The organism is Ensifer sp. WSM1721, from assembly GCF_000513895.2.
Classification (GTDB): domain Bacteria; phylum Pseudomonadota; class Alphaproteobacteria; order Rhizobiales; family Rhizobiaceae; genus Sinorhizobium.
The window spans coordinates 383,625-409,203 of sequence record NZ_CP165782.1 but is presented as its reverse complement, the minus strand read 5'-3'; the positions used below and the strand labels follow the sequence as shown (position 1 = coordinate 409,203).

The 25,579-nt window shown below is 62.4% G+C and carries 27 protein-coding genes; 2 read left to right on the top strand and 25 right to left on the bottom strand.

What is annotated here, in order from left to right; all coding sequences use genetic code 11:
• Positions 1–86 precede the first annotated feature (86 nt).
• Together M728_RS01950 and M728_RS01945 are read left to right on the top strand one after the other, a co-directional pair.
• Positions 87–851: a hypothetical protein gene (locus M728_RS01950; protein ID WP_026618347.1), complete on the top strand. Its 765-nt coding sequence runs from the start codon at positions 87–89 to the stop codon at positions 849–851.
• Between the two features lie 50 nt (positions 852–901).
• Positions 902–1,666 carry a class I SAM-dependent methyltransferase gene (locus M728_RS01945; RefSeq protein WP_084044211.1) on the top strand — a complete coding sequence of 255 codons (765 nt, stop codon included), beginning with the start codon at positions 902–904 and terminating at the stop codon, positions 1,664–1,666.
• Here M728_RS01945 and M728_RS01940 read toward each other — a convergent pair.
• The 25 genes from M728_RS01940 to M728_RS01820 form a co-directional block, all read right to left on the bottom strand.
• Complete coding sequence (locus M728_RS01940; protein ID WP_026618346.1) at positions 1,599–3,707, bottom strand: glycosyl hydrolase family 28-related protein; 2,109 nt, start codon at positions 3,705–3,707, stop codon at positions 1,599–1,601. The genes M728_RS01945 and M728_RS01940 overlap by 68 nt on opposite strands.
• A 31-nt stretch (positions 3,708–3,738) precedes the next feature.
• Complete coding sequence (locus tag M728_RS01935; RefSeq protein WP_026618345.1) at positions 3,739–5,925, bottom strand: phage tail protein; 2,187 nt, start codon at positions 5,923–5,925, stop codon at positions 3,739–3,741.
• A complete protein-coding gene (locus M728_RS01930; RefSeq protein WP_026618344.1) occupies positions 5,922–6,323 on the bottom strand; it encodes a hypothetical protein in 402 nt (133 codons plus the stop codon). The genes M728_RS01935 and M728_RS01930 overlap by 4 nt, the downstream gene beginning before the upstream one ends.
• A complete protein-coding gene (locus tag M728_RS01925; RefSeq protein ID WP_026618343.1) occupies positions 6,313–6,897 on the bottom strand; it encodes a hypothetical protein in 585 nt (194 codons plus the stop codon). The genes M728_RS01930 and M728_RS01925 overlap by 11 nt, the downstream gene beginning before the upstream one ends.
• Positions 6,898–6,899: 2 nt before the next feature.
• Entirely contained in the window at positions 6,900–7,622 is a 723-nt protein-coding gene (locus M728_RS01920; RefSeq protein WP_026618342.1) for a hypothetical protein, read from the bottom strand.
• A complete protein-coding gene (locus tag M728_RS01915) occupies positions 7,622–9,400 on the bottom strand; it encodes a phage tail length tape measure family protein (RefSeq protein ID WP_026618341.1) in 1,779 nt (592 codons plus the stop codon). Before M728_RS01915 ends, M728_RS01920 begins: the two co-directional genes overlap by 1 nt.
• 170 nt (positions 9,401–9,570) lie before the next feature.
• On the bottom strand, positions 9,571–9,945 hold the full coding sequence (locus M728_RS01910; protein ID WP_026618340.1) for a hypothetical protein: 375 nt from the start codon (positions 9,943–9,945) through the stop codon (positions 9,571–9,573).
• On the bottom strand, positions 9,945–10,337 hold the full coding sequence (locus M728_RS01905) for a phage tail tube protein (protein ID WP_026618339.1): 393 nt from the start codon (positions 10,335–10,337) through the stop codon (positions 9,945–9,947). The genes M728_RS01910 and M728_RS01905 overlap by 1 nt, the downstream gene beginning before the upstream one ends.
• A gap of 11 nt (positions 10,338–10,348) precedes the next feature.
• Complete coding sequence (locus M728_RS01900) at positions 10,349–10,789, bottom strand: hypothetical protein (RefSeq protein ID WP_026618338.1); 441 nt, start codon at positions 10,787–10,789, stop codon at positions 10,349–10,351.
• 2 nt (positions 10,790–10,791) lie between these two features.
• Positions 10,792–11,124 carry a hypothetical protein gene (locus M728_RS01895; protein WP_026618337.1) on the bottom strand — a complete coding sequence of 111 codons (333 nt, stop codon included), beginning with the start codon at positions 11,122–11,124 and terminating at the stop codon, positions 10,792–10,794.
• Between the two features lie 2 nt (positions 11,125–11,126).
• Positions 11,127–11,594, bottom strand: coding sequence for a hypothetical protein (locus M728_RS01890; RefSeq protein WP_026618336.1), 468 nt, complete (start codon positions 11,592–11,594; stop codon positions 11,127–11,129).
• A 74-nt stretch (positions 11,595–11,668) separates the two neighbouring features.
• Positions 11,669–12,601 (bottom strand): Mu-like prophage major head subunit gpT family protein, encoded by a 933-nt coding sequence (locus M728_RS01885; protein ID WP_026618335.1) that lies wholly within the window; start codon positions 12,599–12,601, stop codon positions 11,669–11,671.
• Between the two features lie 69 nt (positions 12,602–12,670).
• Positions 12,671–13,222, bottom strand: a complete 552-nt coding sequence (locus M728_RS01880) for a hypothetical protein (protein WP_198023356.1) — start codon at positions 13,220–13,222, stop codon at positions 12,671–12,673.
• Between the two features lie 65 nt (positions 13,223–13,287).
• Entirely contained in the window at positions 13,288–14,649 is a 1,362-nt protein-coding gene (locus M728_RS01875; RefSeq protein WP_026618333.1) for a S49 family peptidase, read from the bottom strand.
• Positions 14,646–16,217: a phage portal protein gene (locus tag M728_RS01870; protein WP_051440793.1), complete on the bottom strand. Its 1,572-nt coding sequence runs from the start codon at positions 16,215–16,217 to the stop codon at positions 14,646–14,648. The genes M728_RS01875 and M728_RS01870 overlap by 4 nt, the downstream gene beginning before the upstream one ends.
• Positions 16,214–16,438 carry a DUF6148 family protein gene (locus M728_RS01865; RefSeq protein WP_026618332.1) on the bottom strand — a complete coding sequence of 75 codons (225 nt, stop codon included), beginning with the start codon at positions 16,436–16,438 and terminating at the stop codon, positions 16,214–16,216. Before M728_RS01865 ends, M728_RS01870 begins: the two co-directional genes overlap by 4 nt.
• Entirely contained in the window at positions 16,439–18,562 is a 2,124-nt protein-coding gene (locus M728_RS01860; protein WP_084044208.1) for a terminase gpA endonuclease subunit, read from the bottom strand.
• A complete protein-coding gene (locus tag M728_RS01855) occupies positions 18,555–19,211 on the bottom strand; it encodes a terminase small subunit (RefSeq protein WP_026618331.1) in 657 nt (218 codons plus the stop codon). The genes M728_RS01860 and M728_RS01855 overlap by 8 nt, the downstream gene beginning before the upstream one ends.
• Before the next feature lie 167 nt (positions 19,212–19,378).
• Positions 19,379–20,155, bottom strand: a complete 777-nt coding sequence (locus tag M728_RS01850; protein WP_051440791.1) for a hypothetical protein — start codon at positions 20,153–20,155, stop codon at positions 19,379–19,381.
• A gap of 208 nt (positions 20,156–20,363) precedes the next feature.
• A complete protein-coding gene (locus M728_RS01845) occupies positions 20,364–21,011 on the bottom strand; it encodes a transcription termination/antitermination protein NusG (RefSeq protein ID WP_026618330.1) in 648 nt (215 codons plus the stop codon).
• Positions 20,995–22,296, bottom strand: a complete 1,302-nt coding sequence (locus tag M728_RS01840; RefSeq protein ID WP_026618329.1) for a helix-turn-helix domain-containing protein — start codon at positions 22,294–22,296, stop codon at positions 20,995–20,997. Before M728_RS01840 ends, M728_RS01845 begins: the two co-directional genes overlap by 17 nt.
• Positions 22,293–22,499 carry a hypothetical protein gene (locus tag M728_RS01835; protein ID WP_026618328.1) on the bottom strand — a complete coding sequence of 69 codons (207 nt, stop codon included), beginning with the start codon at positions 22,497–22,499 and terminating at the stop codon, positions 22,293–22,295. Before M728_RS01835 ends, M728_RS01840 begins: the two co-directional genes overlap by 4 nt.
• A complete protein-coding gene (locus tag M728_RS01830) occupies positions 22,483–22,797 on the bottom strand; it encodes a hypothetical protein (RefSeq protein WP_026618327.1) in 315 nt (104 codons plus the stop codon). The genes M728_RS01835 and M728_RS01830 overlap by 17 nt, the downstream gene beginning before the upstream one ends.
• Positions 22,794–25,328 (bottom strand): MT-A70 family methyltransferase, encoded by a 2,535-nt coding sequence (locus M728_RS01825; RefSeq protein WP_084044204.1) that lies wholly within the window; start codon positions 25,326–25,328, stop codon positions 22,794–22,796. Before M728_RS01825 ends, M728_RS01830 begins: the two co-directional genes overlap by 4 nt.
• Positions 25,321–25,566 carry a GapR family DNA-binding domain-containing protein gene (locus M728_RS01820; RefSeq protein WP_026618326.1) on the bottom strand — a complete coding sequence of 82 codons (246 nt, stop codon included), beginning with the start codon at positions 25,564–25,566 and terminating at the stop codon, positions 25,321–25,323. The genes M728_RS01825 and M728_RS01820 overlap by 8 nt, the downstream gene beginning before the upstream one ends.
• Positions 25,567–25,579 lie beyond the last annotated feature (13 nt).

The window sequence follows — 25,579 nt, the reverse complement described above, 5'->3', positions numbered from 1 at the left end:
AGAGGATTACGGAGCGATCCTTGGGTTGACGCCACAGAAATCGCGCTGAATAGTTGTGGCCGGTTTCACAGCTGGGTGGAGGGCCAATGATCAGAACTCGTTTTCACTACAGGTTCCTTCCCGAGTGGGACCGGCCGTTAGAGCAGAAGCGGATATGGTGGGATGTTTTCGACAAAATAAACGACGGCACTTCGGCCATCGATCACTTGGAATCTGCCGTCTCTCTTCTCGACCATGCGTTGCGTCAGGGCGCCATAGCGTCAAGCGAAAGCGATAACGTAACCGATGAGTGGCGCGCTTTCCTAAGACAGAGATCATTTGGCGCTGGTTACAACGAGTTGAGCGCTCAACGGGATGCCGCATACGAAAGAGTTGTTTTGGTGAATCGGTGGCCTGGATTCGCGGCCAGCGCGGCCATCATGGCTATAAACGAGTATCAGAGGCAGCTTGAGCGCCTGCCGGAATGGATCGAAGCTCATGGCATTGACTCTGCAATTGCAAGGGACGCCCTCGATACCTTCCGCCGGCAGTTTCCGAATATTAGAGATATTAGGCACGCAGTGGCCCACATGTACGAAATCCCGGACGATATGGAGAGACACGCCTCGACCGAGGGTTTGCAGGTGCCTTTGATGAAAAAAGCCGCGGGATCTTCCGGCATCATTATGAACAGCTTTGACGAGAGTACGCGAGAGTTCTTTTACACGCGAAAAGGGCGCATCCTAAGGATCAAGCTGACGTCAGAAGTCGTCGATAAATTGATCCATGTCTACAAGCGGTTGGTCCACGGCTATCTCGTACTAGGCGGATCAGCCGACCTGCCAAATTGGCCTGATATAGAGAAAGCATAACACCGATCGGCGGGCGGCAGCTCGAACAGCAGGAACTCAGGAGGGGCGCGATGCTCAAGTCAACGGTCTACGATCAGGCCTACTACGAAGAGCACAAGGCCGATGGTCTAGACTATCTTGCCTACGGGTACTGGCAGGAATCGTACGCCAGGATGGTCACCGAGGCTACGCTTCAATACACCTATGACGCCCCATTCGTCGTCGATGCGGGGTCTGCATGCGGCACTCAGTTGAACGGCTTTCGTCAGACCGGCGCCTATGCACGCATCTTCGGTGTAGACATCACCGAGCATATGGTCCGCTTGGGACGAACCCACTTCCAATTTGGCAACCACGAACTCGTCGCAGGCTCATTGACGGACATCCATGTGGAGACTGGTTCGGTGAGCCTGCTTCACTCACATCAGGTCCTTGAGCACATCCCTGATGAATTTACTGAACAGGTGATGCGTGAGTTCGATCGCATCCTTAGGCCGGGCGGAAGGGCTTTCATCGTCCTGGATGCTGTACGCGATGGAGAGACTAAAGAGCAGTACATGGGCGACCCGACGCATGTGAATATACAGCCAATCTCCTACTGGACACGCCTGTTCCAAAAACACGGCCTCTTTTTCGATGTTGAGGCGTATAACCGCTTTGTCCGCTCTGGCTACGGGCCCACAATGGGAAACCCAACGACCTTCTTCAAAGAGTACAATTATTGGTCCGTCTGGACGTTGATTAAGCCGTTTGAAAGCAAGATCGATGCTAGAGGTTGGTCGAAACATCCTTGGCAACGCTGGCAGTTCCGCCGTCGCTCACAAGCGAACCCGTGAGGCCAAGATTCATGTTTCGGGTGATGATGTATCGCCTATAGGTTCCGCTGTTGACGGTAATTCCATTCCACGAATTGGCCGGCACGTCGTCATCATCGCCGAAGAAGTTATGAGAGATGTCGAAAGCTGTGTCGACATCAGCCGTGGCGTAAACGCCGGAATAGGTGTTCGCCGCCAAAAGGCCCCACGAGCCGAAGTGTGCGCCAATGACCCTCAGGCCGTTGACCTTCCCGTGGAGCTCCATTGCGTTTCTGCCGATGTTGATCAGAGTGCCACCAACCCACGAATTGCCAAGGAGAGCTGATGCATCTCCGCTCGGATTATTCCAATCGATTCCAACCCCATTTTGATTGGAAACCCAGCATTGGGCGAAATGGTTTCGCCTTCCCGCAGCAATCTTGGCAGCTGCGCTTGCGCCTGCCCCACCATCAAAAGTGAACTGGCTGAACATGCATTCCTTCGGCGGCACGCCACCACTCTGGGAATTCTGCATGATGAACGGATACTCGCCGGCGAGAGCAAAATGCTGAGAGAGCAGGATGCCCTCACAGTTGCTGTCCAGCACACAAGCCGCCGTGTTCGACGCGAAACTGGACATGGTCGTGTAACCGCCCTTGAACACCCAGTTCACGGCGCCAATCAGATACCACCCATACTTCTTGCAGCCGTCGAAGGAGCAGTCTTCAATGACAGCACCATTGACGCCGGCGCCGGCGCTACCGACACCAACATCGCACGACATTGCCTGCCACAGATCATTCGTTTTGATACGCGCGAGCTTAGGGCCAAGGACACCCTTTTCCGTGAAATGGAAGGCCGCGCCAGCCGTCGCCGGGGTCGCTGCATCTTGAGAGATATGCAGGTCGGAAATCTCCGGATATCCGATAACAGTGTCGAACCGAAAAATCGTGCTATTGGTCTTTTTTACGACTATACGCGCGGTGTCCATGCCGGCGCCGCGAAGCTTCAATTTCCGCATAGAAACAGCGCCGCCCGTCCACGTATAGGTGGCGGCTGGGACGAACAGCTCCTTCCCCCCATTGGCGGCGACCTGAGTGAGGGCGGTGTTGAAGGCCGCCGAGCAATCGCTGCCATCCGTTGGAGCCCCAAAATCCCGAATGAGGTTGGGGACGTCTCCGTAGCGCTGCGTAACCGAGCTCTTTGAGGTGGCGCCCGTATTTTGTGCTTGGAACTGGTATTCCTCTATCGCCTGCGCCACTCGCAGCGGGTTCATGCTGCGGTTCGTAGCCGTACCTGCCGCCGCCTCGGCTTGGCTCGCGTAAGGGTCTGGCGCCTGGATCGGAACGAAAACAGTGCCATTCCATATCCGAGGCTGGTTCGACGTGGTGTTGAAATAGAAGGCACCAACGATCAGAGGATTGCCGTTAGGGTCGGTCGTAGGATCGCTGGCATAAGCGCCCAGATAAGTGCTCTGGAATTCCTCAAGTAGCGCCTCTGCAGCAGCCACGATCGCGGCCGAAACCTGATCGTTCAGAAGACGGAACGCCGCACCATCGTCGACATAGGTGATCATCATGCCCGCGGTTAAGCCGCCAGGCGCGATCTGGTTTCCACTGTTTGTCAAAAGCGACTTGGCCGCGGCGCCGTTCTCCGAGACGGTGACGTTTCCGGTATTGGCCTCGAAGATGTTGGCCACGCGAAGTACGGACGGAGAGGTCGGAATGGCGCTCGCGAGCTGGATTGCGTTCGCTGTTCCCGCGCCGACATCGACCAGCTTGACGAAGCTGTACGGCAGGTCGCCGAGCCGCTGCCACGATCCCGTGCCGGAGGCCCCAATTTTGCGATAGATGCCAGCACCATCGCCCATCACCCATGCCATCTGATTTGCGGCATAGGTGAGCGTCGCATCCATCGTCGCCTTGTCTGGAAAGATGATGCCGCCGCCCGCTTGGAAGGACGTAATAAGCCGCTCGACTTCGCTCCCCCAGACCTGCGCTTCCTGCGGCACGATCTCACGGGGATTGCCGGCGCTGTCGTAGGGCGCAAAGGTATCCTCTGCCGTCTTCGTGAAAAGAGACATTCAAATTCTCCGGTTGTTATAAGGCGAGCGGCTATGAGCCCTGTGCGACGGCCGAGAGGATCAGGGCCGCCCCCGGTGTTCCGTCGCTGGTCAGGGTGGTGAAGCGCCACTCAACGGCAATTCCGGTGGGATTGGCGTTCGTGTAGCTGTCGGCGAAGTGCAGGTTCTGGTTTGGGCGGGCGTTCTGCTGGCCTATCGTCGTCCAGGCCGTCCATCCGCCCCCGCCGGATAGTTCGCGCCGCCGCTCCAGCTTAACCGCAGCGCCGCGGATCTCCGCGATCGTCACGTCCACATCGAGCGTTGCAGTCGGAAGCCCGCTCTCCGCCCCGCCAGAAACGACCGACGGCGCACCGCAGGGCGAGTTGTCGATGCCGACGACGGTGTGGAGCAGCGGAGAGAAATAGCTTCCGTCGTCGCCCCTGAAGATGCGCACGCGGGCGTCGATCTCGGCGCCAAGCAGGTCGGCTGCGACATAGGCAACCGTCGCCGCTTCCGTCATGCCGCTCCAGGAACCCGGTAACCCACCGCTATAGATCCGGTAGGTCGCCTCGATCGTGTTGTAGCTCACGGCCGGCAGGCTGTAGCCGATGCGGAATTCCTTCGCTCCGCCCGGATAGGTCACCTGCACGGCGCCAACCGGCGCGTTCGGCGTCGGCAGGTCACTTTCATACTGCATGTCCGGCAGAGACTCAGGCGCGTCCGCTTCGTCGGTCGCAGGGTTCCACGCGGACAGAGACGGCCAAACGGAGAATGGAATTTCCACCGTCCCGCGGCTATCGTCGACGCGCGGCGGCGAGAGCCGCACCCTTTCCACATCTCCGAGATCCGGCAGCTCCACTTCGCCGTAATAAAGCCCCCAGGCGGCGAGCCCGACCATGTTGGTCACTGCGACGCCTGTGTCCGCCCTCGCCTGCAGGAAAAGACGCCGCGCGATCCGCTGCGCCTGGCTCGCCGAGGGGCAGAAGGGCAGCTCGACATCGAAATATTTCGGGCCGTAGCGCGTCACCTCATCGTCGATGCGCGCCCAGGCGATGCCCGTCATGTCGATGTCGGCCAGCTCGTAATTGCGCTCCGGCGAATAGTATTTGATGCGGCAGATGTTCGGCCGCTCGACAGCCTCCGGACCGGACATCCATTCGAGATCGACAACATCGCTTGGTTCAAACGAGATTTCCGGAGTCGGATCGTCGTCGATCAGTTCGAACCAGATCTTGCCTTGCGCCGTCAGCCGGATCTCGGCGCCGATCGAGCGAAGGATGTCCTCCATCGTTTCCTTGCGCGCACCCTCCCAGGCCCACATGCCCCAGCACCGCGCCCGCTTTTCCGTGCCCGTCTTTGTTGCAACCGACACATCAGCCTTCACCGCCTGCGTGGTGATCAGCGGCCAGTCAAAGCGATCGGATGTGAATGCCGGATCTCGGCGAAGCACATGTGCCGCACCAAGAATGCCGTTTTCGTTCCACCTCCAGGTGGTCTTGTCGTCGGGGTCCTGGTCCTCATCGCGCGGATCATAGATCAGCGAGGCGCGCTTAACCTGTTCGGTGTCCGGCACGCCGCCCTGGTAGAGCGAGAGATACTTCGACGAGGTGAGCCCCGGATTGAAGAAGGTCACCAACGACTGCGCTATGCCGCGCACGCGGTGCGCGCTGGTCCAGAGCGCCGGAAAAGCGCTCATCAGCGCCGGCCAAGCCGTTTCCGTCCCGTCGCCTTTCTTGTCCTCCCACTTCATCCAGGAGCCACCGGCGCGGGACCAGGGCGGCGAGGAAACCGTGCCGTCGGGATCGACCGTCACTTCGCGGCCGCCAACGAAATATGCCTCGACGGCGTCGATCGGCCCCTGCAGCCGGCAGACAAGCCTCCAGCGCGTCGAACCGTCCGTATTGCCAAAAGCCTTGAGGCCGCCGACGCGCACGCGGCCGAGCCCCTCGATCACCGAGCTTTCGCCACTCTCGAAGGTGTTCTTTGCGTCCGCCGCCTTCACAGTGCCTGTCGGCCGCTGGCCGGCGCCGACGAGCGATAGCCCGGCGATCGCGCCGGCGACGATCGCATTCGCGGCGAAGGTGGCGATCGTGCCGGCGGCCGTGGCGGCAACCGCCGTGCTCGACAGCAGAAAGCCGTGAATGGCCGTCGCGATCAGCGACACCGGGTCCGCGTGCGCATGCGCCGTCATCGCGACGTAGGAAGCGCCGCTGGCAAACAGCAATCTGACGGATTTCATAGCACCGACCAGGCCTTGACGATGATCCGGGGAACCAGGAAGGCGACGCCCGTCTCGGCGCGCCACGCGAAATATTCCCCATGAAGAAAGAGGCCGCCGACCTGCCCATAGCGGCCTGTGTCGATGACACCGACGTCGCCGAGCTGCGGGCGCCCGGTCTCGAACAGGCGGAAATCAGCCAGCGAACGCGACCACAGCGCCTCCAGCGATCCCGCCGCCGCGATCAGCTGATGAGCCTCCTCGCGGCTCGACCAGCGCGGCAGCTCGAGCGAGCGGCCATGCACCTGCTCTACCCAATCCGCCGCCCACCTGGTGCAATCGGAAACGCCCCAGACGCTTTCGCTCTCCTGCGCCTCCTCGACGAAGGTCCGCAGCGGCTCGATCAAATCAGTCCGCACGGATGATCTCCTGCACCTTCACCCCGACGAATTCGAGCCCCTTGTCGCCGGGATAGCGCGCCTGCTGGTCCGCCGGCGTCCACTTGCCGCCGAAAGGGAAGTTCTGCGAGTGCCAGAGGCTCTCGATGGTGAAGGAGACCGTGCGCACACCAATGCCGCTCCAGCGGATCTTCGGCGAGGAGAGATAGCCAGGAAAGAGCTTCTTCAGTCCCGACGACCAGACCTCCTGCGTCTCCTGGTCGAAGGCACACCAGTAGACATCCGCAAGCCGCCCTTCGATCTGGCGCCCCTGATCCTTGACGGACCGCACGAAGTCGAGATTGACCCCCGCAATTACGATGTCGATCTTCGCCGCCTGCCCGAAACGCGGATCCTCGACGGCGCTGATCGACACGAGCTGCCCGCCGGCGGGATCAGAAACCCCGCGCCACTCGAAACCACCGACGGTCTTGCGCCCGACGCCATTGTGCAGCCGCCAGCGGCCGGAAGGGAGATCGAGATCCGCAAACCAAGCCCGCGCAATGTGCGGCCGGCGCAGGAACGCCATGTCGTCGGCTGAAAACAGGTTTGCCATGATCAGTCCGCGAAATAATCCCGCACGTCGTAATCGAAAACTTCGACCAGCGTCACGGTCGCCTCTTCGGCATAGCCTACGCCACGCGCAGCACTCGCCGCATCCTCGTTTTCGAGTCGCATCGCCATGGTCGGATACAGCGTCGCAAAGTCCCCGATCGTGAGCGCCTTGCGCAGCGGCGGCCAGATCCGATATTCGCCGTCGCCGAGCTCCTGCGTGATCGTGTAGAGCCCGAAGTGAAGCGGGAAGAAACCGAGGTAATCACCCATCTGCAGCCGATAGCCCCAGAACGCATCCGCGAGCCGGATGATCGTGGCATCGCGCGTCGCGGCTGCGGCCACCGGCACGTTCGGCGCCGTCACCTTCCAGTTCTGCCCGTTGCTCCACGGCTCGCCATTGCTCCACGGCAGCCCGAACCGCTCCTGTGCCGTGGTCACCGTCATCCCCGCCTCGAGGAGCGTCATCATGTCTGGATCGCCGAACGGCACGCGCGTCGCATTGGCGCCCCCATGCAGCGCCGTCACCCAGCCGCGATAGCGCCGGAACTTCGCATTCTTCGAAACCGGGAACACGAACTGCCACCGCCAGCCGCCGAAGGGCGAAGAGACCGTCTGCATGAAATTGCCGATTGACGTGTTCGCTGCCCCGCCGACGGCACGGGGGCCGGAAAGCGGCTGCATCGAACGCGGCCAGAGCCCGTTCGGCATCGAAATCAACCGTCCCATCAGGCCCTCGTGTTCCGCGTCGTGCGCGTATGCTCATAACCGGCCCAGCGCTTCGCCTCGGTCCGGTCGCGCTCCGCCAGCCCCCGCTCCAGCCGCGCAATCGCCGCCTGATCGGCCCCGCGCGCGTCGATATTGTACTTCGGCGCATAAGTGTAGCCGCCACCTTCACCCACGCTCGCCTCACCCACACGGCCGCCACGGCTGCCGATCCGGACAATCTCCGGACCATTTTCGCCGACGAGATAGTCGCGCCAAGGGTCAACACCGCCACCAACGGCACGCCCGCCGCCGAAGAGACCGGAGAGGAAGCCTCCGCCACTTCCGCCAAAGAAGCTCGCCAGCGGCCCAGAGCCGAAGAACATCGCTTCGGCGCTCGCCTGGATCAGTTTGTTGATGAAGCTGTCCAGCGCTCGATTGCCGGTTTCGATTTCCGGTATCAACTCGGAAAAGCTGTCCTTCAATGCGTCGCGCATGAAATCGGCGGCATCGGAAGCGGCTTTAAGCGATTCCTTTTCGGCCTCGATCTGCGTGATCAGGTTGGCGATCTGCTGCCCCTGCACGGAGGTCGCGTCGACATCAGCACGCCGCAGCGCCTGCATGATCCGCTGCTCGGTTTTCGATTTTCCAAGCGCTGCCTGTTCGTCCTCGAGCGATTGGACGATCTTCTGGATATTCTCCGCCTGGCGCTCTTCGTCGCTCTTGCCACCCCCTCCGCCACCACGGCGGCTGCGCCGGCCGCCGATGCTCTCGAAAGGAAATCCCGAAAGCTCCGGCGTCCCGCGCGACTCCGGCACGGGGATTTCGCCGTTCGGCAGCAGATCAGCGCCGCTGCCCTGGATGCGGCCGTCGGCGCTCCGCTCCACGTTGCCATAGGCGCCCCGGCTCGGGTAGGCGCCGGTCAGGTTGAACTTCGCCGCCGCATTGCTGGCGTTGGCGATCTGCGCGGCCAGACCGGCAAAGCGTCCCATCAGCGCGTCGACGGCCGGAATGCCCGTTTGCTGAAACAGCGCGAACAGGGCCGACTGCACGGCTTCCGCGTCCTCAGCGGTCGCCGTGCCATCGGAGATCCCGTCAGAAAGATCGTTGAAGGCGGACTGGAGCGCGGAGATGCTGTCGGTTTCGGCACCTGCCGCTTGAAGCAATGAAAGCAGGTCCGCGAACTCTATGTTCAGTTCCGCTGCCTGGCTGCGCAGCCCCGTCCACTGATTGCTGGCCGCCGCATTGTTGGCGTCGACGATCTGCGATATCCGATCCGCCTGATCGAGCGCAGCAACATATTCCTGCAAGGCCGGAACGGCGTCGCCCCAGCGGCTGACGACCTGCTCGATCAAGTCGCGCTGGCGCTCGAGGGTCTCCTCGGCGTTCTCGCTCCCCGAAACGAGATCGGTCAGGTACGTAAACGCTGCACCGCCAAGTGCGATCACTCCGATCGTCAACAGGTTGACCGGCGACAGCATCGACATGAAGGCAGAGCCGAGCGCTTGCGCGGCACCAGCAGCGCCCAGCGGCCCCAGCACCTGGCTGATCTGCGAGCCCTGCTGGAGCGCAATCAACAGCGGACTCTGGCCGCCGGAGAGTTGCACGCCGATGTCGCTGAACTGCGCCGCCAGATTCGCAACACTGCCCCGGGCCATGTCGAGCCCCTTGGACGCGTCGCGCGCCGCGGCAGCCCCCTTCTTGGCGAAGGCATCGGCATTGCTGTTGGCCGCGTTGAACGCCGCGCGGGTTCGGTCCTGCGCGACGATATTGAACATCAGATCGGACATCTGCCCGGCCATGATCGTTCCTTCGCTTCGAGGGGAAAGCGCCGGCGGCTATGCCGGCTTGGTGACTTCGAAATAGGCGATCCAGCCGACGAACTCGTCGACCGTCATCGCCTCGATTTCGGAGAGCGTCTTGTTCAGTTTTGCGGCGAGCGAATACATCAGCATCAGCTCCACATCGCCGCTCAGTCGTTTTTTGCGTCGTCGATCTGCTGTTCGGCCGAAACCGGCTGGCCCTTGGCAAAGCCGAGGATCAAGGCACCGATGCGGGAAACGACATCGCTGTCGACTTCATGCATCAGCGCGTGCTCGTCCATGTCGTCGAAAAGGCGCTTTCCGCTTGCGTCGAGTGCATTGAACAACACCGCCCGCACCACGGCGACATTGCCGTCGACGGTGGCGCCGCTTTCGTCACGCCAGATCCTGCGACGCTGTGCGACCGTCAGAGGCCCGAAGTGGACCTTCAGAGGCTTTCCGGCGGAGCCCCACTCCGGAACGTTGTGGTGGCGCAACCTCTGTCCGGAGAAGTGCGCCTTGGCACTCGAAATGACGCTGCTCATCAGGCCACCGTCGAGACGGTCAGGGCGCCGTTGCCCTGGAAGTTGAAGCTGATTTTGACCGCGCCTTTCATGTCGGTCTCGATCGGAATGCTGGTCACCGACGCCGTGCCGGTCAGGTACTTCTTCCCGGTCGCATCACCGTCGGTATAGAGGCCGACTGTGACAGAGTCGCCTATTTCGAGCGCCACCTGGCCGTTGGTGTCGGCAGGATCGTAAAGGCATTCGACCGAACCGGACCAGCCGGGAATGCCGGTCAGATGCGTCTGCCAGGTGTCGCCCATCACCGTCGTATCAGCGGCCTCGACGTTCTGGTTGACGGAGAATTTCTGGACGGCCGCGACGGCATTGCTGCCGAGCTTTACCTTGCCGTTCTTGCCATGATGGACTGCCATCGGAGCCTCCTCTAGAGGGTGGTTTCAGGATCGGAGTTGAGAGTGAGGGCGGTGATTTCGTAGGTGATCGACATCACCTGAAGCACCTTTTCGCCATCGGCATTGGCGCCGAAGTCGGTCGATCGATACTCGGTCGCGCTCGCCAGGCCACCGAGATGGGGATCGTCCGCGAATTTCTGCTCGACATAGAGGGCGAAGCCGTCGAGATCGTCCTGCCGCCCCGCCTCCTCTCCCTTCGTCACGGCGTCAATCTTGATCCGAATGCGCCGGCCCTGCGTTCCATCCGTATCGAGATCTTCGGACTGCTCGGCGGCGGTGTAGACGAAGGCTGATGTCAGTTCGTTGCGGCCCAAAGGGCGCGCCCGGGCGACATGGACACGCGCGCCAACAAGGCCGCTGCCCTTGATCATGTCGCCGACGTAGGTGCGGATGGCGGATCGAATGTGAGCCAAGATCAGGCCTCCTGCAGGCGAACAACGGTCATTCCCGTGCCGTCCGGCTGGAATTCAAGCACCGTGAATGTCTTGGTGCCGAGAACGTCGCCGGTGATCTCGATTGCGTCCTCGTGCGCCGCATCGCCGGGCACGTCACTCGATCGCAGGGTGATCTGGACCCGGCCGCCCTCTTGCGCCAGGTCGAGGTCTCCGGCCGACAAAGCGATGAAAGTATCGTCGAAGATGCAGGAGACCGCCGGCTTCGCGCCGCTCGCCGAGGTCCAGACGGCAAGCGCTCCGAAGTCATCCGGATCGACGAAGATCAGCCGATCCTCATCCGTTTCGATCGCCACGATTATTCACCAACCGCAGCGTCGAATGCAGCCTTTGCCTTCGCGAGGCGCTCCATTTCGTCTGTGACGAGCGCCTTTTGCTCGTCTGACACTTCATCGAAGACGCTGATGCCATGCTTCACCAAAGCAGCATCGAATTCCTTTTCCGCCGCCTCGAGCTCAGCTTCCAGCGCGTCGAGATCCGGTTCCACATCGGCTTTCTTCGCTGACCTCCCCTTCCCTGGCTTTCCCTTGGAAGCGGCACCCGCCGTCAACACGGCCGCCAGGCTCGACGGCAGATCGTCTTCGGCCTGGTCGAGATCGATCGTCTCGCCGGATTTGAACTGCACTTCCGATTTCGTGATGACCTTGCCGCTCTTCTCGTCGACGACTTCGAGCGCATGTCGGCGGGCGTCGATCTGGTCAGACGAAAGCTTGAGCTTCTGACCCTCCCCGAAGGCGCATACGCGCCCGGTTACCGTGTACTTCATGACCATGTTTCCTTGTCTTGGTGGAGATCCCACCGCCCGGCCAGCACAGGCCGGGCGGCAACACCTGATCAGGATCAGATGAAGGTCACGAGGCAGGCGTGCTGCCACCAGGCGTAGCCGACGTTGCCGGTCCAATCGATGCCGTACAGTTGCTCCTTGTTGAGCTGCTCGTACTCGCTGCCTTCGCCAAGGGCGATGACATCCGGAATTGTCTCCTCCTGCAGGATGAAGGGCTTTGCCGCCTCGTCGGTGCGGAACACGGCAAACTTCGTGGTCCAGGTGAGCCGCGGATTGGGAACGACGGTGATCTTGAAATACTTGTCGAGCGCCGGCAGGGTCGCACTCGCCCCGCCCGTGCCGAGGATGGCGGTGACGGCCTTCAGCGCCACGCCCATGAAGACGGTCGGCACCATGACGGTGAATTCCGTCGCCGACTGATTGATCGGCTCGCCGCGATCATCCTTGAAGCCGTACATCTGCTGGATGGCCTTCAGGATCGCCTCAGCGAACTCGTCGGCAGTCGGCGCCGTGGTCGTCGTCACGTCGTGCTCGATGTCGTTCGAAAGCGTGCCGCTGGCGCCGTCCGAGTGGTCGGTATCGAAGAAATACTGGCCATCGTAGCACAGCGTCGACTCGCCGTTCATGATCAGCGTCGACAATAGCTTTGCCGGATGATCGAGCGCGCGATCGGCGAGCTGGTTGACTCGGATGGTGATCATGCCCAGCTTGTCGCGGCGCATATCCTTGGACTTGATGGTGATTGAGCCTTCATAGTCCTTGTTGGAGATCTGGAAACCGTTTTCCTTCAACTCCGCTGGCGTGCGACCGCCGATGAATTCGCGCAGCGCCGGCGCATTCCCGAGCCAGGCGTAGGTCTCGACCGCCTGGTCGGACTGCATGCGCATCGCGACGGAACCGACCCAGGCAATCGGGCCGGTATCGAGACGAGCGAGGATAAGACCGCGCACGCCCCGTGTGGTGATTTTGTCAAACTGCTGTGGAAGCATCGAAGTGTCCTTTCGAAACCGGGGGCGTGCCCCGTCGATGAAATGCGGTCAGGTTTTCAGAAGAAGAAATCAGGCCTGCAGTGCGGCCTTGCAGAGCGCCGCGTCGAACTCAACGACGGCAACGCCAGTCGAGACCCAGCGCGAGACGTAGCCGATCAGGCTGTTGCCCGTCGCTGTGAGCGTGAAGGTGTCGTCGTCACTGGCATAAACGGCCGGACGGTCGTTAGCGGTAACGGCAATGCCGGAGATCGGCAGGACGATGTTGCCGCTTTTTTTGACGTTTACGGTGACGGCGCCAGCCGCGCCGACGGAGTTGTCGGCAATGGCTTCCGCGAATCCGAGGAAAGGATCGGCGGCGACGAGCGGACGGGCGTAACCAGAACCATTCTCGCCGACGGCGGCACCCTGATAGATGATGTCGGCCGCAACGACAGGATATTCTTCCTTGTCGCCGAGCTGGTAGTCGCGCTGCTTGTTCGCGGCAAGCGTCGCCATCGCGAAGCCAATGCCGTCGGCGGGAGAAATCACCGCCAGGTGCGTCGCCACGTCCGGCGTATAGATGAGCGTGGCGCAGGCAACGGCCAGCACCGCAAGTCCGACTGCGAAAAACACGGTCTTCATGTCCAAAGTCCTTTGTTCTGGAAAGGGCCCGCAACGCGGCCCAGAAATGATGGACGGGCGCCCGGTCAGGCCGCCTTGCGCTTCATGGTGGCGACGTAGGACTCGGCGGTCGGGAACTCCTGCTGGAGCTTCGGCGTCGCTTCCCACTCGGCTTTCCAGCCTTCGGCCGTCTGCGGAAACTTCTGCGGGCCACCTTCTGCGCCGCCCGAAAGCGTGCTGTTCACGCCGGCGGCGGCCTGGTCGAGCTGCTCGAGCCCCTTCAGCCGATCGGCGTTCTTCACCTTCTCCGCGGCAAGGATCTGCGCGGCCGCTTCGGCCGGCGTCGTCTTGCCGTCTGCCTTCAGTTTCTTGACGAGCTCGTCGTGGCCGACGAGACCGGCCGCGTGCTCTTCGATCCCGAGAAGCCGATCGCGCTCGGCCTGCGCCGCATCAGCGGCACCCTCCGCGCGAAGGGCGGAAACGAGATCCGGATGCTCCGCCTTCAGTTGATCAAGTGTAAGCATGGTGGATTCCTTTTCGGTTCCGGCTTTCGCGGTGGCGGAGGCCGCGAGGCTTGTACTCTCCCGACGGCCCGCCAGTTCCGTCAGAACATCTTCGAGGGAGGCGATTTCATCGACCAGCCCGCGCCGCAGCGCTTCGCCGGCCGTGAAGACGAGGCCTTGCCCGTACTTTTCGAGAACAGCGTCTCGTGTGATGCCGCGATTGGCGACGATTCCCTGAATGAACAGCTCCGCGCCGTCGTCGGCGATCGCCTGCAGCTCTGCCTTGCCTTCATCGCTGTCTCGGGAAAGCCGCTTGTTCGGGCTTTGCTCGGCAATGATCTCGACGACGTTGGCGCCGAGCCGCGTCAGGATGCCTTCCATCTCGACATAGCGGATCAACGCCCCGACCGAACCAACGAGGCCCGTCTTGCTGGCGACGATCTTTTCTGCCGCGGAGGCAATCCAATAGCCGGCGCTGCAGCAGAAATTCGCGTGAGCATAGACCGGCATCTTTTCCCTGAGACGGGCGATTTCAGCCGGCACGGAATCGACGTTGTCGACCATGCCGCCGGGTGTATCCATGTCGAGAATCGTCGCCTCGATGTCAGGCATCGAACCGACGAGGCGAAGGTCTCGCACGATCTCGTCGTAGGACCAATATTGCCAGCTGAACCGGGAAACGAGCGGTCCAATGACGGGGACTATGGCCACGTTCCCGACGCGCGTGGCGAAGCTGCCGTTGGCGATCGGGGAACCGCGACGGTTGATCGACACGACGTTTGTTGCAGCCTCTCCCATAGACTGCGGCGAGCGAATAGCGCGGACTGTCTGCAAGGATGCTGCGATGGCGTCTTCGCGGATCGCCCAAGGCGAGAGCCCCTGCGGCCCACGTCCACCGATCTGCTGGAGAAAGCCTTGAATAAGCGAGAGCGTGGCGGTGTTCATTCCTCTTTCTCCTCATCGTCTTCGCTTGCCGTCTCGTCTACGCCCGAGGTTGCGGCCGGCGCCGAGAGGCGGTTCTCTTCGGCCAGCCGTTCCTCGACGCCGAGCTGCTCAAACTTGCTTTCCAGATCGCCGCCGGTGCGCTCCATGATGATCTGCTGGCGCGTCTTGGTGCGGTTCTCGAGGTCCTGCCGATCGGCTTCGGCATCCTTCTTCGGATCGAGCGAGACCTTTGTCGGACCGTACCAATCGGTTTTCAGCCAGGCGCCACGGCGCGCCGGATCGTCGAAGAAGCCCGGCGCCTCCAGGCGACCGATCAGGATCGCCTCTTCGATCACCCATTCGTAGAAGGGCTGGCAGAAGCTCTTGACCAGCCACGCGCGTTCACGCCGGAACGTCTGCCACGCCATTTCCAGCGCGGCCCGGCTCGCTGAATAGCTGGCCGTGAAGTGCTTGATCAGCAGCTCGAACGGGATCTCCAGCGCCACCCCGATCTGCCGCAGCAGCGCCATTGCAAAGGCGTCGAAATTCGGGTTCGGCCGGTTCGGATTGGCGATCGCGATATCCTCGCCATCGGCAAGGCTAACGATCGCGCCGGCGCCGAGTTTCACTTCCTCGGCGCCCGAGGCCGATCCGGCATCCGAGGTCGGAAGCGGGCCGGTCGATCCGTCCGGCGACCCCTTCACGAAAACCGTGAAGAAGGCCGAGATGACGGCCGCCTGCACCTCGGCATCGGTGTATTCGCCGAATTGCCTCAGGATCTCGACGACGGGAGCCAGATAAGGCACGCCCCTCGCCTGGTCCGGGCGAAGCCGCTTGAAGAGGTGCAGCACGATCGGCCGCCCATCGTTGTAGTAAGCAGGCACGCGGCGCCAGGTCATCGCCTTGCGGAACAGATCGCCCGGGTGACGATCGCTCACGTGATAGGCTTTCACGACGCCGCTTTCGTTCGTCTCGACGCCGGCGACGAGCGTGTCGGTATCCATGCCGAAGTTCGGATTGGATAGCCGATCCGCCTCGACGATCTGCAGCTTCGTGCCATAGGTGTCGCCGGCATCCTTGCGATAGCGGCGGATTGCGAGCACGTCGCCGGATTCGTCCGTCGCCCCGAAGACGAGCGCCTGCAGCTCGCCGAAGCTCTGCACGCCGGTAAAATCGGCCGTCCAGGCGGCAAGCTCGAATTCCGCCTTGGCCTTCCGGTTCCATTCTCGGGCCTGCTTGACCGAAAGACCGAGCGCCTTGCGGTCGATCTGCGGGTAGACCTTCAGCCCCTCGCCGATCACATTGGTGATGCGCGTCGCGATCGCGCCGGTGGCGATCGGCACGTTCCGGCGCAGGTCGCGCGAGCGGGCACGAAGCGTCGGCAGATCCGGCACGGTATCGGCGTTGGCGCTTCCGTCTTCGGCATTCCAGTTTTGAGTCTGCCGACGGTTCTTCTTGCCGCCCTTGTAGCCGCCGGTCGCGAGCGCCAGCACCTGCCGCGCCTGGTGACGACGCACCGCCCGCACGGGGTCGAAAACCGCGATGGCGCGATCGAGCAGCGTCATCGATGCGCGAGGTGGCAGCTTCATTCGGCGACTCCGTAACGAAGCCGGCCGCGTCCGGTCGCAGCGGCAGTGAGCTTCTGCACCATCGAATTCCAGTATTCGATGTTCCGCTGGATGTCGGCCGCGTCTGCGAGCGTCAGCGAACGCCCCGCGATCGAGTAGGACTGCTTTTTCGCCACCGCGGCGGAGGCTGCAAGCCACAGGTCAAGCTGCGCTTGTGCCTGGTCGAGAGTGATGCCGGCCATTTAGCGGATACCCTGTGAGAGGACCCTGCGCCGGCGGACCGGCGCGGGATGGATCAGTTCGGACTTCTGCGCCGCGCCCTGCTGCTGCCGCACGGCGAAGGAATTCTCGTTGGCTGGCCGCGCCCAATGCGGGACGGTATGCGGATTGCCCCAGTCGATCTTCTCGCCCTTCAGGATGATGACGAGCGCTTTTCCGTAGACCGACAGGTCGAAGGCTTCGTTGGGAGCGCCGCTCTTCCGGCGCTCCCAGCCCTTTTCTGTCCGGACTTCGGCGGTCATCTCCGCAAAGACCTGCGCCGGCAGATGCTCGCTGAGATGATACTTGCCCGGCCCCGCTTCCTTGCGGGTGACCGCCAGGATGACCTCATCTTTCAGCTTGTCGGTTCCGACGAAAACCAGCTTGATATCGCTGATCTTGCGGCCCTTCTGCTGGAGCACCTTTTCCGGTTCGACGTGCCGGGCGCGATCATCGAGGCGGGAACTGCCCTTCGCCAGGAACACGCGCTGCCCAAGGCCTTCGCGCTTCATCTTGCGCAGGAAGCGATAGGCGTTCGGCGTGACGCCCGGCCGACCGGCCGAGTCAATGATCATCGCAACCGGCATCAGCGAGAATTCGCTGCCCTCGACCGGATAGGCCTTGTGCAGCAACGCCGGCAGATCGGCCCAATCCTCGAAATACCGAGCCGGGTCGATCGCGCGGCGGGCGTTGCCCTTCTCGTCGCGCTGGCCGCCGGGCGCCGTCTCCGGCGGCTGCGCGATGTCGAAGCGGTCGATCAGCCAGCGCTCCAGCCCCTCGCCCCAGGCATCGACATGGACAACGAAACGGTTGCCCTGGATGTCGATCTGAACCGTCAGGAACCGCGCCTCTGCCGGGACGATCCGGAGTGGATAGCGCTCGGCGAGCGCCCGCAGCGTATCTTCCGACACCGACTCGCCGATGCTCCTGACGAGCGGCAGGTAAGGCTTGCCCTGGTCGAGGGTGATCGTCGCTTTCAGCGAGGTATCGTCGCCGGTGGCGTCGAACTTCTCCTTTGCCTCGAGGTAGGTGGAAACGAGCTGTTCCCAACTCTGCATCGCGGCGATCGGCCCCTCGCACCGATAGGACACGATCTCGGCATCACGAACGTTCGGATCATCGATCTCGCACACGTCCTTGCCGTCGCTGGTCTCGTGCAACCAGAAGCCGGCCCGGTTGCATTCGAACTTGTGCGACTGCGGGATACAGCAGCCGTTCGGGCAAACCATCTCGACGGTCTGCGCGCTCTCGCTGGGCGTCGCCTTCGTTTCCCACTGCAAGCGATCGAATTCCGGCCGGAACGGCTCATTGCAGGAAGGACAAGTCCAGTAGAACGCGCCACGCGTCCCGAGATTGTAATCGCCCAGGATACCCGAGCACGGCGGCGCCTCATGCGGCGTCCCCGGCTTCCAATCGTCCTGCTCGATCACTCGGCCCGGAGAACTCTCCTCTATGACCATGCCGAGCGAGCCGGCCTGTTGCGTCCGCTTTTTCGCCAGCGTCATCGGATCACCTTCGCCGTCGACATCGTCGGGCATACGATCGCGATCGGTCAGGATGACGAAGGTGTATTCGTTCTGGCTGAAGTAGCCGATGACCGGCCAGCCGATCACGAGGTTCATGTTCCCCTGGAACTTCTTCTCGTGAATGTTGTCCGCACCCCGGCTCGTCAATTGCTTGGCGGCAAGGTCGCGGTTCGCCCGGAGCATCGGCGCCAGCTTCTTCTCCGAGAATGCCTTGGCGCTGTCCTTCGTCTGGCAGACCACCAGGGTATCGGCCGGCGCACAGGCGATACGGTGACCGATGCCATTCAGGACAAGGCTTTCCGATTTCGACGTTCGCGCCGGGCCGGCAAAAACGACCGCCCTGTACTTCCGCGACGTCACCATGCGCGATGGCTCGGTCATGTACGGCGCAAAGTCATTCCTCCAGAGACCCTGATACTCCTTTGTCGACAGACGCCGGCTGCTTTCAGCCCACGTCGGAACGTCTATTCTGAGCGCCGGCCGCAAGGTGCCGAGCCGCTCGATGATGAGATCACCAGGATCAGCAAACTTCGGCGGCGGCACTGGCGGCAGAAACCGCAACCAGGCGGGAGTGCTATGCATCGAACAGATCCCGCGCCTGCCGAATGTCGCGCACCTGCCGCTTGTCCCAGAAATCCTCGATCCGCCTGCGCAGCTCGGCGAGCATCTCGTCGCAGATCTCGACGAGCATGTCGGTGACTTTTGGCGGAATCGCCTGCCGACGCTCGACTCGGTCGGGGGCGCTCTCCATCGTGTCGCGAATGATGCCGAGCAGGGTATCGAAGGTTTCGGAGACGTCACCCCGGCGCAGCAGTTCGTTGCGCTCGCGCTGGAAGCGCTCCTGCTCGATCTGCACCGCAAGTATCTCGCGCCGCGTTTTCGGGTCGAGCGCCATTTCGCTGTCACCGGCCGAGCCGCCGACAAGCGCGAGGCGCATTGCCGCCTGCGTCCGCTTCACCTGCTCGGACCGCAGGTCCTCTTGCGCCTTCCACGCCTGCCGCCAGGCCCAGCAGTGCGAAAGCACGAGCTGATACGGTCGGCCCTGCCCGCCCATTTCCTTGACCGGCATCCCCTTGCCGATCCATTCGGTGATGGTCGGAAGCGAAACAGCAACCGCTTCAGCAAGCTCTTCCCGCGTCATGACGCAATCGACCACGCCCTCTGGCAGCGGATAGCGCGCCACGAGGTCGAGCACCTGACTTTCGGTCAGTGCGTTGCCTTCATCGGTCATTCAGGGGACCACAACAACAACAATGGAAAAAGCAGCCCATCGGCCGCACCAAATAGTCAAACAAATCGGGGTTCGAACTACCTCGCGGGGCCTTAAATCGCTGGAAGGACCCGTGATGGGCTGATCGAGGGGTCGCATGTGCCTCGGCCGGGGTTTCCGCCTTCCGGTCAGGTCGACATCGACCAATTCGAAGCAGGGGCGGCCATGCCTTGGCTCATGCGATATGACCGCTGGTCTTCGATGCCGGCGAGCAAGCGCCGTTCGAAGTTCATCGGGAAATAGATGCGTGCACGTTCCATGCTGATATCGAAGAACGGATACCGCGCCTGGTATGCGACCGAGGAAACGAAGACGAAGACAGGCTCTATCGTCTTCTTTCCCTTCCGCCGCCAGATGCCGCGCCGAAGCGAGCTGCCCGGTTGCGGCACGAAGTAGCGATTGCGCGCTGGACCGGCGCGCTTGCGCGATCGAGCCGTCTCCCATTGATGCGCATCAGGTGAAGCGTAGAGCTGCGACAAGATGCTGGTGATCACGCTACCGGAGACGTTGCCATAGGCATCGAGCTTCAGGCCGGAGGCTGGCACCGCGTATTCGTTCGATGCCATGATGCCACGCTGAATAAGCCACCGCTCGAAGGCCTTGTGCGGCCTGCCGCCCCCTTCAACCTGCGGCATGAGATAGTGCTGGCCGCTGCGATTACTTTCCTTGAAGTAGATGCCGGCGACCAGATCACGTCGCGTGCTCGCCTTCAGGATGCGCAGGCTGTTCAACGTGTAGCGGGTCGGCCGATCGAAGGTGACCGGCAGGATCATGCGATGGTGTTCGCGCAGATCCTCGACCGTGTCGTTCAGCGCTTGCGCCGTCGCGAACGGTATCTGCCGCCGGTAGATGTCCTCCAGGTTCTTCGTCCACTCGGCAATGTTGCTCTGGAACTGGAACTCCATAACCTTAAACGAAAAAAGGCGACCTCTCGGCCGCCTGTCATCTGGTCATAGCTTGCGCACTGGCCCTGAGTCGGTGCCTCTCTTTCGAGGCTGTCAGGGTGCGGGACCGGGGCGTTGTTCCCTGAGGCTCTTCGCCTGCTCTGCCCTTGTATCGAGACAAGGGGATCGGAGGGTTACGGTATCCGGTTCGTCCGTTGGAGAATGACTCTCACAGCTTTTTCAAAAACGCAAGAGGCATGCTGTCGATGTCGAACGGGCGCCCATGCACGTCGATGCGGACGCTCGCCTTCGCCTGCCGGCACCACTTCACTGCCGTGACGATGCACATGAAGCCGGCGAAGGGACCGAGCACGATGTCGGCACTGTCGCCTTGCTGGAACGTCTTGTCCGTCGCAATGCGCGGCACCTCGGCCCCCTCGCAAACCCTTTTAAACATTGCAACATTCTCGTCTCTGACGATGTGATAGCCCGTTGCTCCCCCGACGATATCGAGCACATTCTTGTGCCGCCGAAGGCCGAGGAAAGCCTCGGGCGACGGCACGCATCTCACCAGCATGTAGCTCGGGAAATAGGGAATATCGCCCTCGATTTTCCGTCCGTGACGGACCTTGATGACCCGCTCGCGCGGCATAAATGCCTCGACGTTTGCCTCCCTCAGAGAGTTTTCCACATCGAATTCTCGGCCCCGCTTCACGAGCAGGCAGTACCAGCGAGCCGATTCGGGGTTCTTTTCGGTAAATTTCATGGAGGCAGCCCTCAAGCTTCTTTCTGTGATTCGGCGCATCCGGTCCTCGAAACGCTCGCGGCCCTGCAGCGCAATCGGGCTACCGGTGAAGATCCTACGCTGCATGGTCATCTCTCCGCTCCTGTCTCAGTGCCGCGCGTGCGGCGATTTCGAAATCGTGAAGTCCTTCCGGGCCGCCCTTCGGGAAATAGACGACCGGCATCTGTCCGGGATCTGGCACGAACGGCCAGCCTTCCTCCTCGTGATAGTCTCGCCAGCACTCGAAGAGATCGGAGCCGACTGGCACCGGCTCACAGAGATCGGCAAGCACTTCGAAGCGCGCCTCGGCTACGCCGCGCTCGCGGCCCTTCGCCTGCTGGTGCAGCTCCTTTGCCCGCGGATAACCGTCCTCCACGACGCGGCGACGCAGCTCCGCCTGGTCGAAGTCATCCGGGAAGATCAGCTGGTCGCCGTCGGCGAGCCCGATCCCTTTGCCGTGCAGGTAGGCCAGCGCCCTCGCCTCGCTGCTTCGGCGCATGACCTCAAACGTCTGCCTGACGCGATCGCGAACATCGAGCGGCACCTCGACAGGCTCCGGCCCATCGAGCAGCGCCAGCGCCCTCATGCCGGCCCAAACTGGACCGAAGGGAGCAACCGGAATCTTCGCGCCGGCCGCCTGCGCCTTCACGGCGGAAGGCACCACATCGAGGAATTTCTTGTCCCGCAGGTAGACGCCCAGCGCGACGTTCTTGACCTTCTGCGCCTTGCATTCGGCGAGGTAGGCATCCCGCCGTTCCTCAGCCAAACGCCGCTCCTCCGGCGTCAGCTTCTCGAACTGCTGCAGCGCCCATGCCGTCGACGAGGCGATCGCACCGGGCCACGGATTGTTCGCCCTGCCCATTTCGAGAGCCTTCACCCGCTGGACGAACTTTGCCGGATCGTCCTGATCCTTCAAATCGCCTTCGCGCGCACCCTCTCTCTCTGATGGTTCTATTGGTGGTTCTATTACGGTTTGGGTGACACCGTGACACCCGTCGGCGTCGTCAGTGTCACCCGTCTCTGTCGCCGGTGTCACGGGTGACACTGTGTCATGGGTGACACCATGACACCCGTCGGCTACCGATTTTGCGGACGGCAGGCGCGCGATCGCCGCCATGTTGAAATCGTATCGCGTCGCCTCACCTGGCTTGCTGCCGCCCTTCTTCACCACGAGCAGGAGCCCCTCGTCGACGAACTCGGCGAGGATGCGCTGGACGGTGCGCTCGGAAAGCTCCGTCTCCTGAGAAAGCTTCCTGACCGTCGGCCAGATGCCCTTGCCGTCGTCGTCTGCGAAGTCCGCTAGGCGCAGGGCCAGCATCTTGCGCCCGGTCGAGCCGAGATGCGCCCTGAAGAGCTGTGACATGATGGCGATGCTCACGCCTTCCCCCTTTCCACATGCCGCGCCGCCTGCAGCGTGCGGCATACGGCGTCCTCGCCGCAGCCGAGCACATCAGCAATGTCGAGCGTGTCGAAGTGACCGGATTTCCATAGGATGAGGGCGGCGATCGCCTGCCGCTCATCCATCTTGCCGCTCATCACCGCGGCCGAGCGCGACCGGCGCCTGTCAGCCAATTGCAGCATGTTGCCCCTCTCCCGCGCCCCCGCGCGCAATGACCTGAATTCCGATGCGGGCATGCTCCCGCATCATTCGAACTGTGAAAGCAGCCAAACCATCAGGCCCGCGCACCGCCGAGAGCGCCGCGATCTCGGCTGCGAGATAGGCAAGGCCTTCATGAAAACCGGCCGCGGAGAGCAGCCGGGTAATCGCCACCTGATCGCGGATCAGAACAGTCAGCGGCGTTTCGAGCAGCCACCGCCCCCGCGCCGCATGGTCCGGCGCGTCGGCCAGCTCTTCGATGATCGGAAGCATCGCCGTCATGCCGCCTCGCTTTCCGGGGCGACGGCGCCAAGGCCCCATTCCTCGAAGCGCGCCTCGATCCATTTTAGCCCGGCCCGCGCGCACGCCCGGTGCGCCGATGTGCAGGCCGCCGACTCGTCCTTCAGGATCGGCCGCAGGCGCCCGGCCAGCTCGGCAAGTCCCATCCGCAACGCCCCGGCAAATGTCGAGAGATTGCCGATCCGCTCGCTCGTGCCGCCGGCATAGTCCTTGATGTCGTAGGCGGCCGAGATCGAGTGCGTGCCGTCATCGTTCAGATGCACGGCGAAGCGCGCGAAGCTGCCCTTGCGCATGCCGCCGACATGGAACTCCACAGGCGCCTTCTTGCCGGGTCCGGGCGGCAGCTTCGATGCCGGCTCCGCCTGCGGCGCCGACTCTTCCGTCGTAGGCGCGGGAACATTCTCCACTTTTTCGCGACGCGCCATGCCATCGGCCGTCACCGACAGGTAACTACCGGCGTAATTGAAGAAACCATCTTCAAGCCCGTGGATGACGAGCCACGCGCCGATTTCATTACGCTCCGATATGTTCGGCGAGATGAGCTTGCCCTTGTCGTGTCGGTAGGGCATCAGCACGTTGCCGAGCATCAGCTCGACGCTTGCAGATCTTGCAGGCTCGATGCTCTCCAGTTCCGCCATCACCGATCGCGCGTTCTTCACCGACAAACTTTTGCTTTCGAGCCCGAGTTGCACGGCGGTAAAAATCTTGTCGCGGTCGGTAAATCGCTGGGTCTTGAGCAATCCTTGCCAGTGCTGGTCGTTGCAAAGGTCGACGGAGTGGTACCACCGCCACTGCTCTCCGAAGTCGCGACCGAACTCGTCGAGCGGCTCCCATGTCGGCCGAACGCCGATTTTCTGTTCGATCTCGGCAAGAAAATCGGAAACCTGAAGAATCTGCCAAAGCAGAGGATGACGCAGCAGAAGGCGGCTTTCGCCGCCGCTTCGATCGGCAGCCATGAACTCGACAGGGAATCGAAACAGTCTCGACGGAAGGTCGAGGGTCGCAGGGTTCGTCAAACCTCGATTGAGGTTCAGAATATAGGCGCTTGGCGCGAGCCCGGCCGCAATAATGGCCTCTGCCAATGGATCACCACCTTGCGCAACCGCGGCCGGCTCTGCAGGTTGCTCTACAGGCGCCTCTGCAGATGGCTCCGCATCGTCACCGCCAGCCTCGAACCCCCAGAAATCCCAAAGCCCGTTCAGCCGGATATCGCCCTCGCCGAGGCTTTCCCGCCGCTGGAAAAGCTCCAGCTTCCGCATCTCCGGAAACAGCCGGTCGATCTGCTCGGCAAACCACACCGGCTTGCGGCTATGCCCGCCCTTGGCCTCTGAGTAGAGGCTTTCCGGCTGCGTGCCCATGATGAGGCCGGGAAAGTCGCCGCGCTTGCCGATCAGCAGGTGCTCGGTGCGGTCGCGCACCCAGCGCCCCATGCCGATATGCTGCTTGTCCCAGGTGATCGCCGAGACAAACTCGAAGCCCCAGGATTTCAGAACCGAGATCCCGTCGTCGAGACGGTTCGTCGTCACCCACAGGAAGAGGATCGCGTCGCGCGTGAACGGGCTTTTCTCGCCGGCACAAAGCGCCTTGATTTCCTCGAGCGGCATCGGCGGGTACATCAGGCCCTTGTCCTGCCCGGTCTCGTCGCTCCAGGCTTCCTGCTCCCACGGCGGATCGGCATAGCCGACGGCATAGGCGGCGCGCGGCATTTCGCCGGCCACCCGCTGGCCGTGCTCGGCGATCGCGTTGATGATGCCGATGCGGACGGCTCGCTTCGTCGCCATCTTGTCCGAGCGGATCTCGTGCGCTTCCGCTTCCTTGGCCTTGTCCGCCTCGAACAGCGCCCGGACATAGACTTCCTGCTCTTCGTCGCGAAGGCTTTTCAGCCGGTCGAGCACGACGCCCTTGTCATGGCGCGTGCCGCGGAGCATGCGCAGCGCCTTCGCGGAGATCTTCTCGCCGCGCTCGGCGTCGCGCTGGATGGCCCGCTCGGATTGCCCGGTCGCCTCTGCCGTCGCCGCAGTGAAGCGCTTTGGCTCGTCGGTAGAGTCGCCAACTTGGCGACTCTTCTCGCGTCCGTTGCCGACTGCCCCGTGCGCCGTGTCCGGATGCTTGAGCAGGTAGATTTCTTTCCTGCGAAACACGAAGAGCGCCCGGTCCGCCGGCGTCAGTTCCGCGCGGCAAAGGTTCTCGTCGATCTCCCAAAGCTCGGCGTCGAGATCGTCCTCGTTGCGGATGATCGCAGCGATATGTTCGCGGCCGAGCTGCTTCATCGCCTCGAGACGGTGCGCGCCGGCGGCGAGCGTCACCATCTGCAAGGGCGTGCTGGCCGCGAGCGTGGACCCGACGACGGAGATCGGCGTGCGCAGGCCAAGTTCCTCGATCGAAGCCTTGAGAGCGTCAACCTTAGCCTGATCGACAACGCGAAGCCGGTGCCCGACGTGGATCTGGCTGATCCGCAACGCCACCGGCAAATCATTGTTGCCGATCTTTGCTGAGAATTCAGACTCACTCATCGAAGCCTCCCGGGATCATGCCGAGGGCCGCCAGATAGGAGTCGAGCACCGCCTGTTCGTTCTCGAACTCGCTGAAGTCTTTCTTGCGGATGCGGACGATCGCGCGCAGCGCCTTGGAATCGAAGCCCATGGCCTTCGCCTCGCCGTAGACAAGCTTGATGTCGTCGGCGACCTGCTTCTTCTCCTCCTCCAGCCGCTCGACGCGCTCGACGAAGGCGCGCAGCTGGTCGCGCGCCACCTGGTTGGAGGAA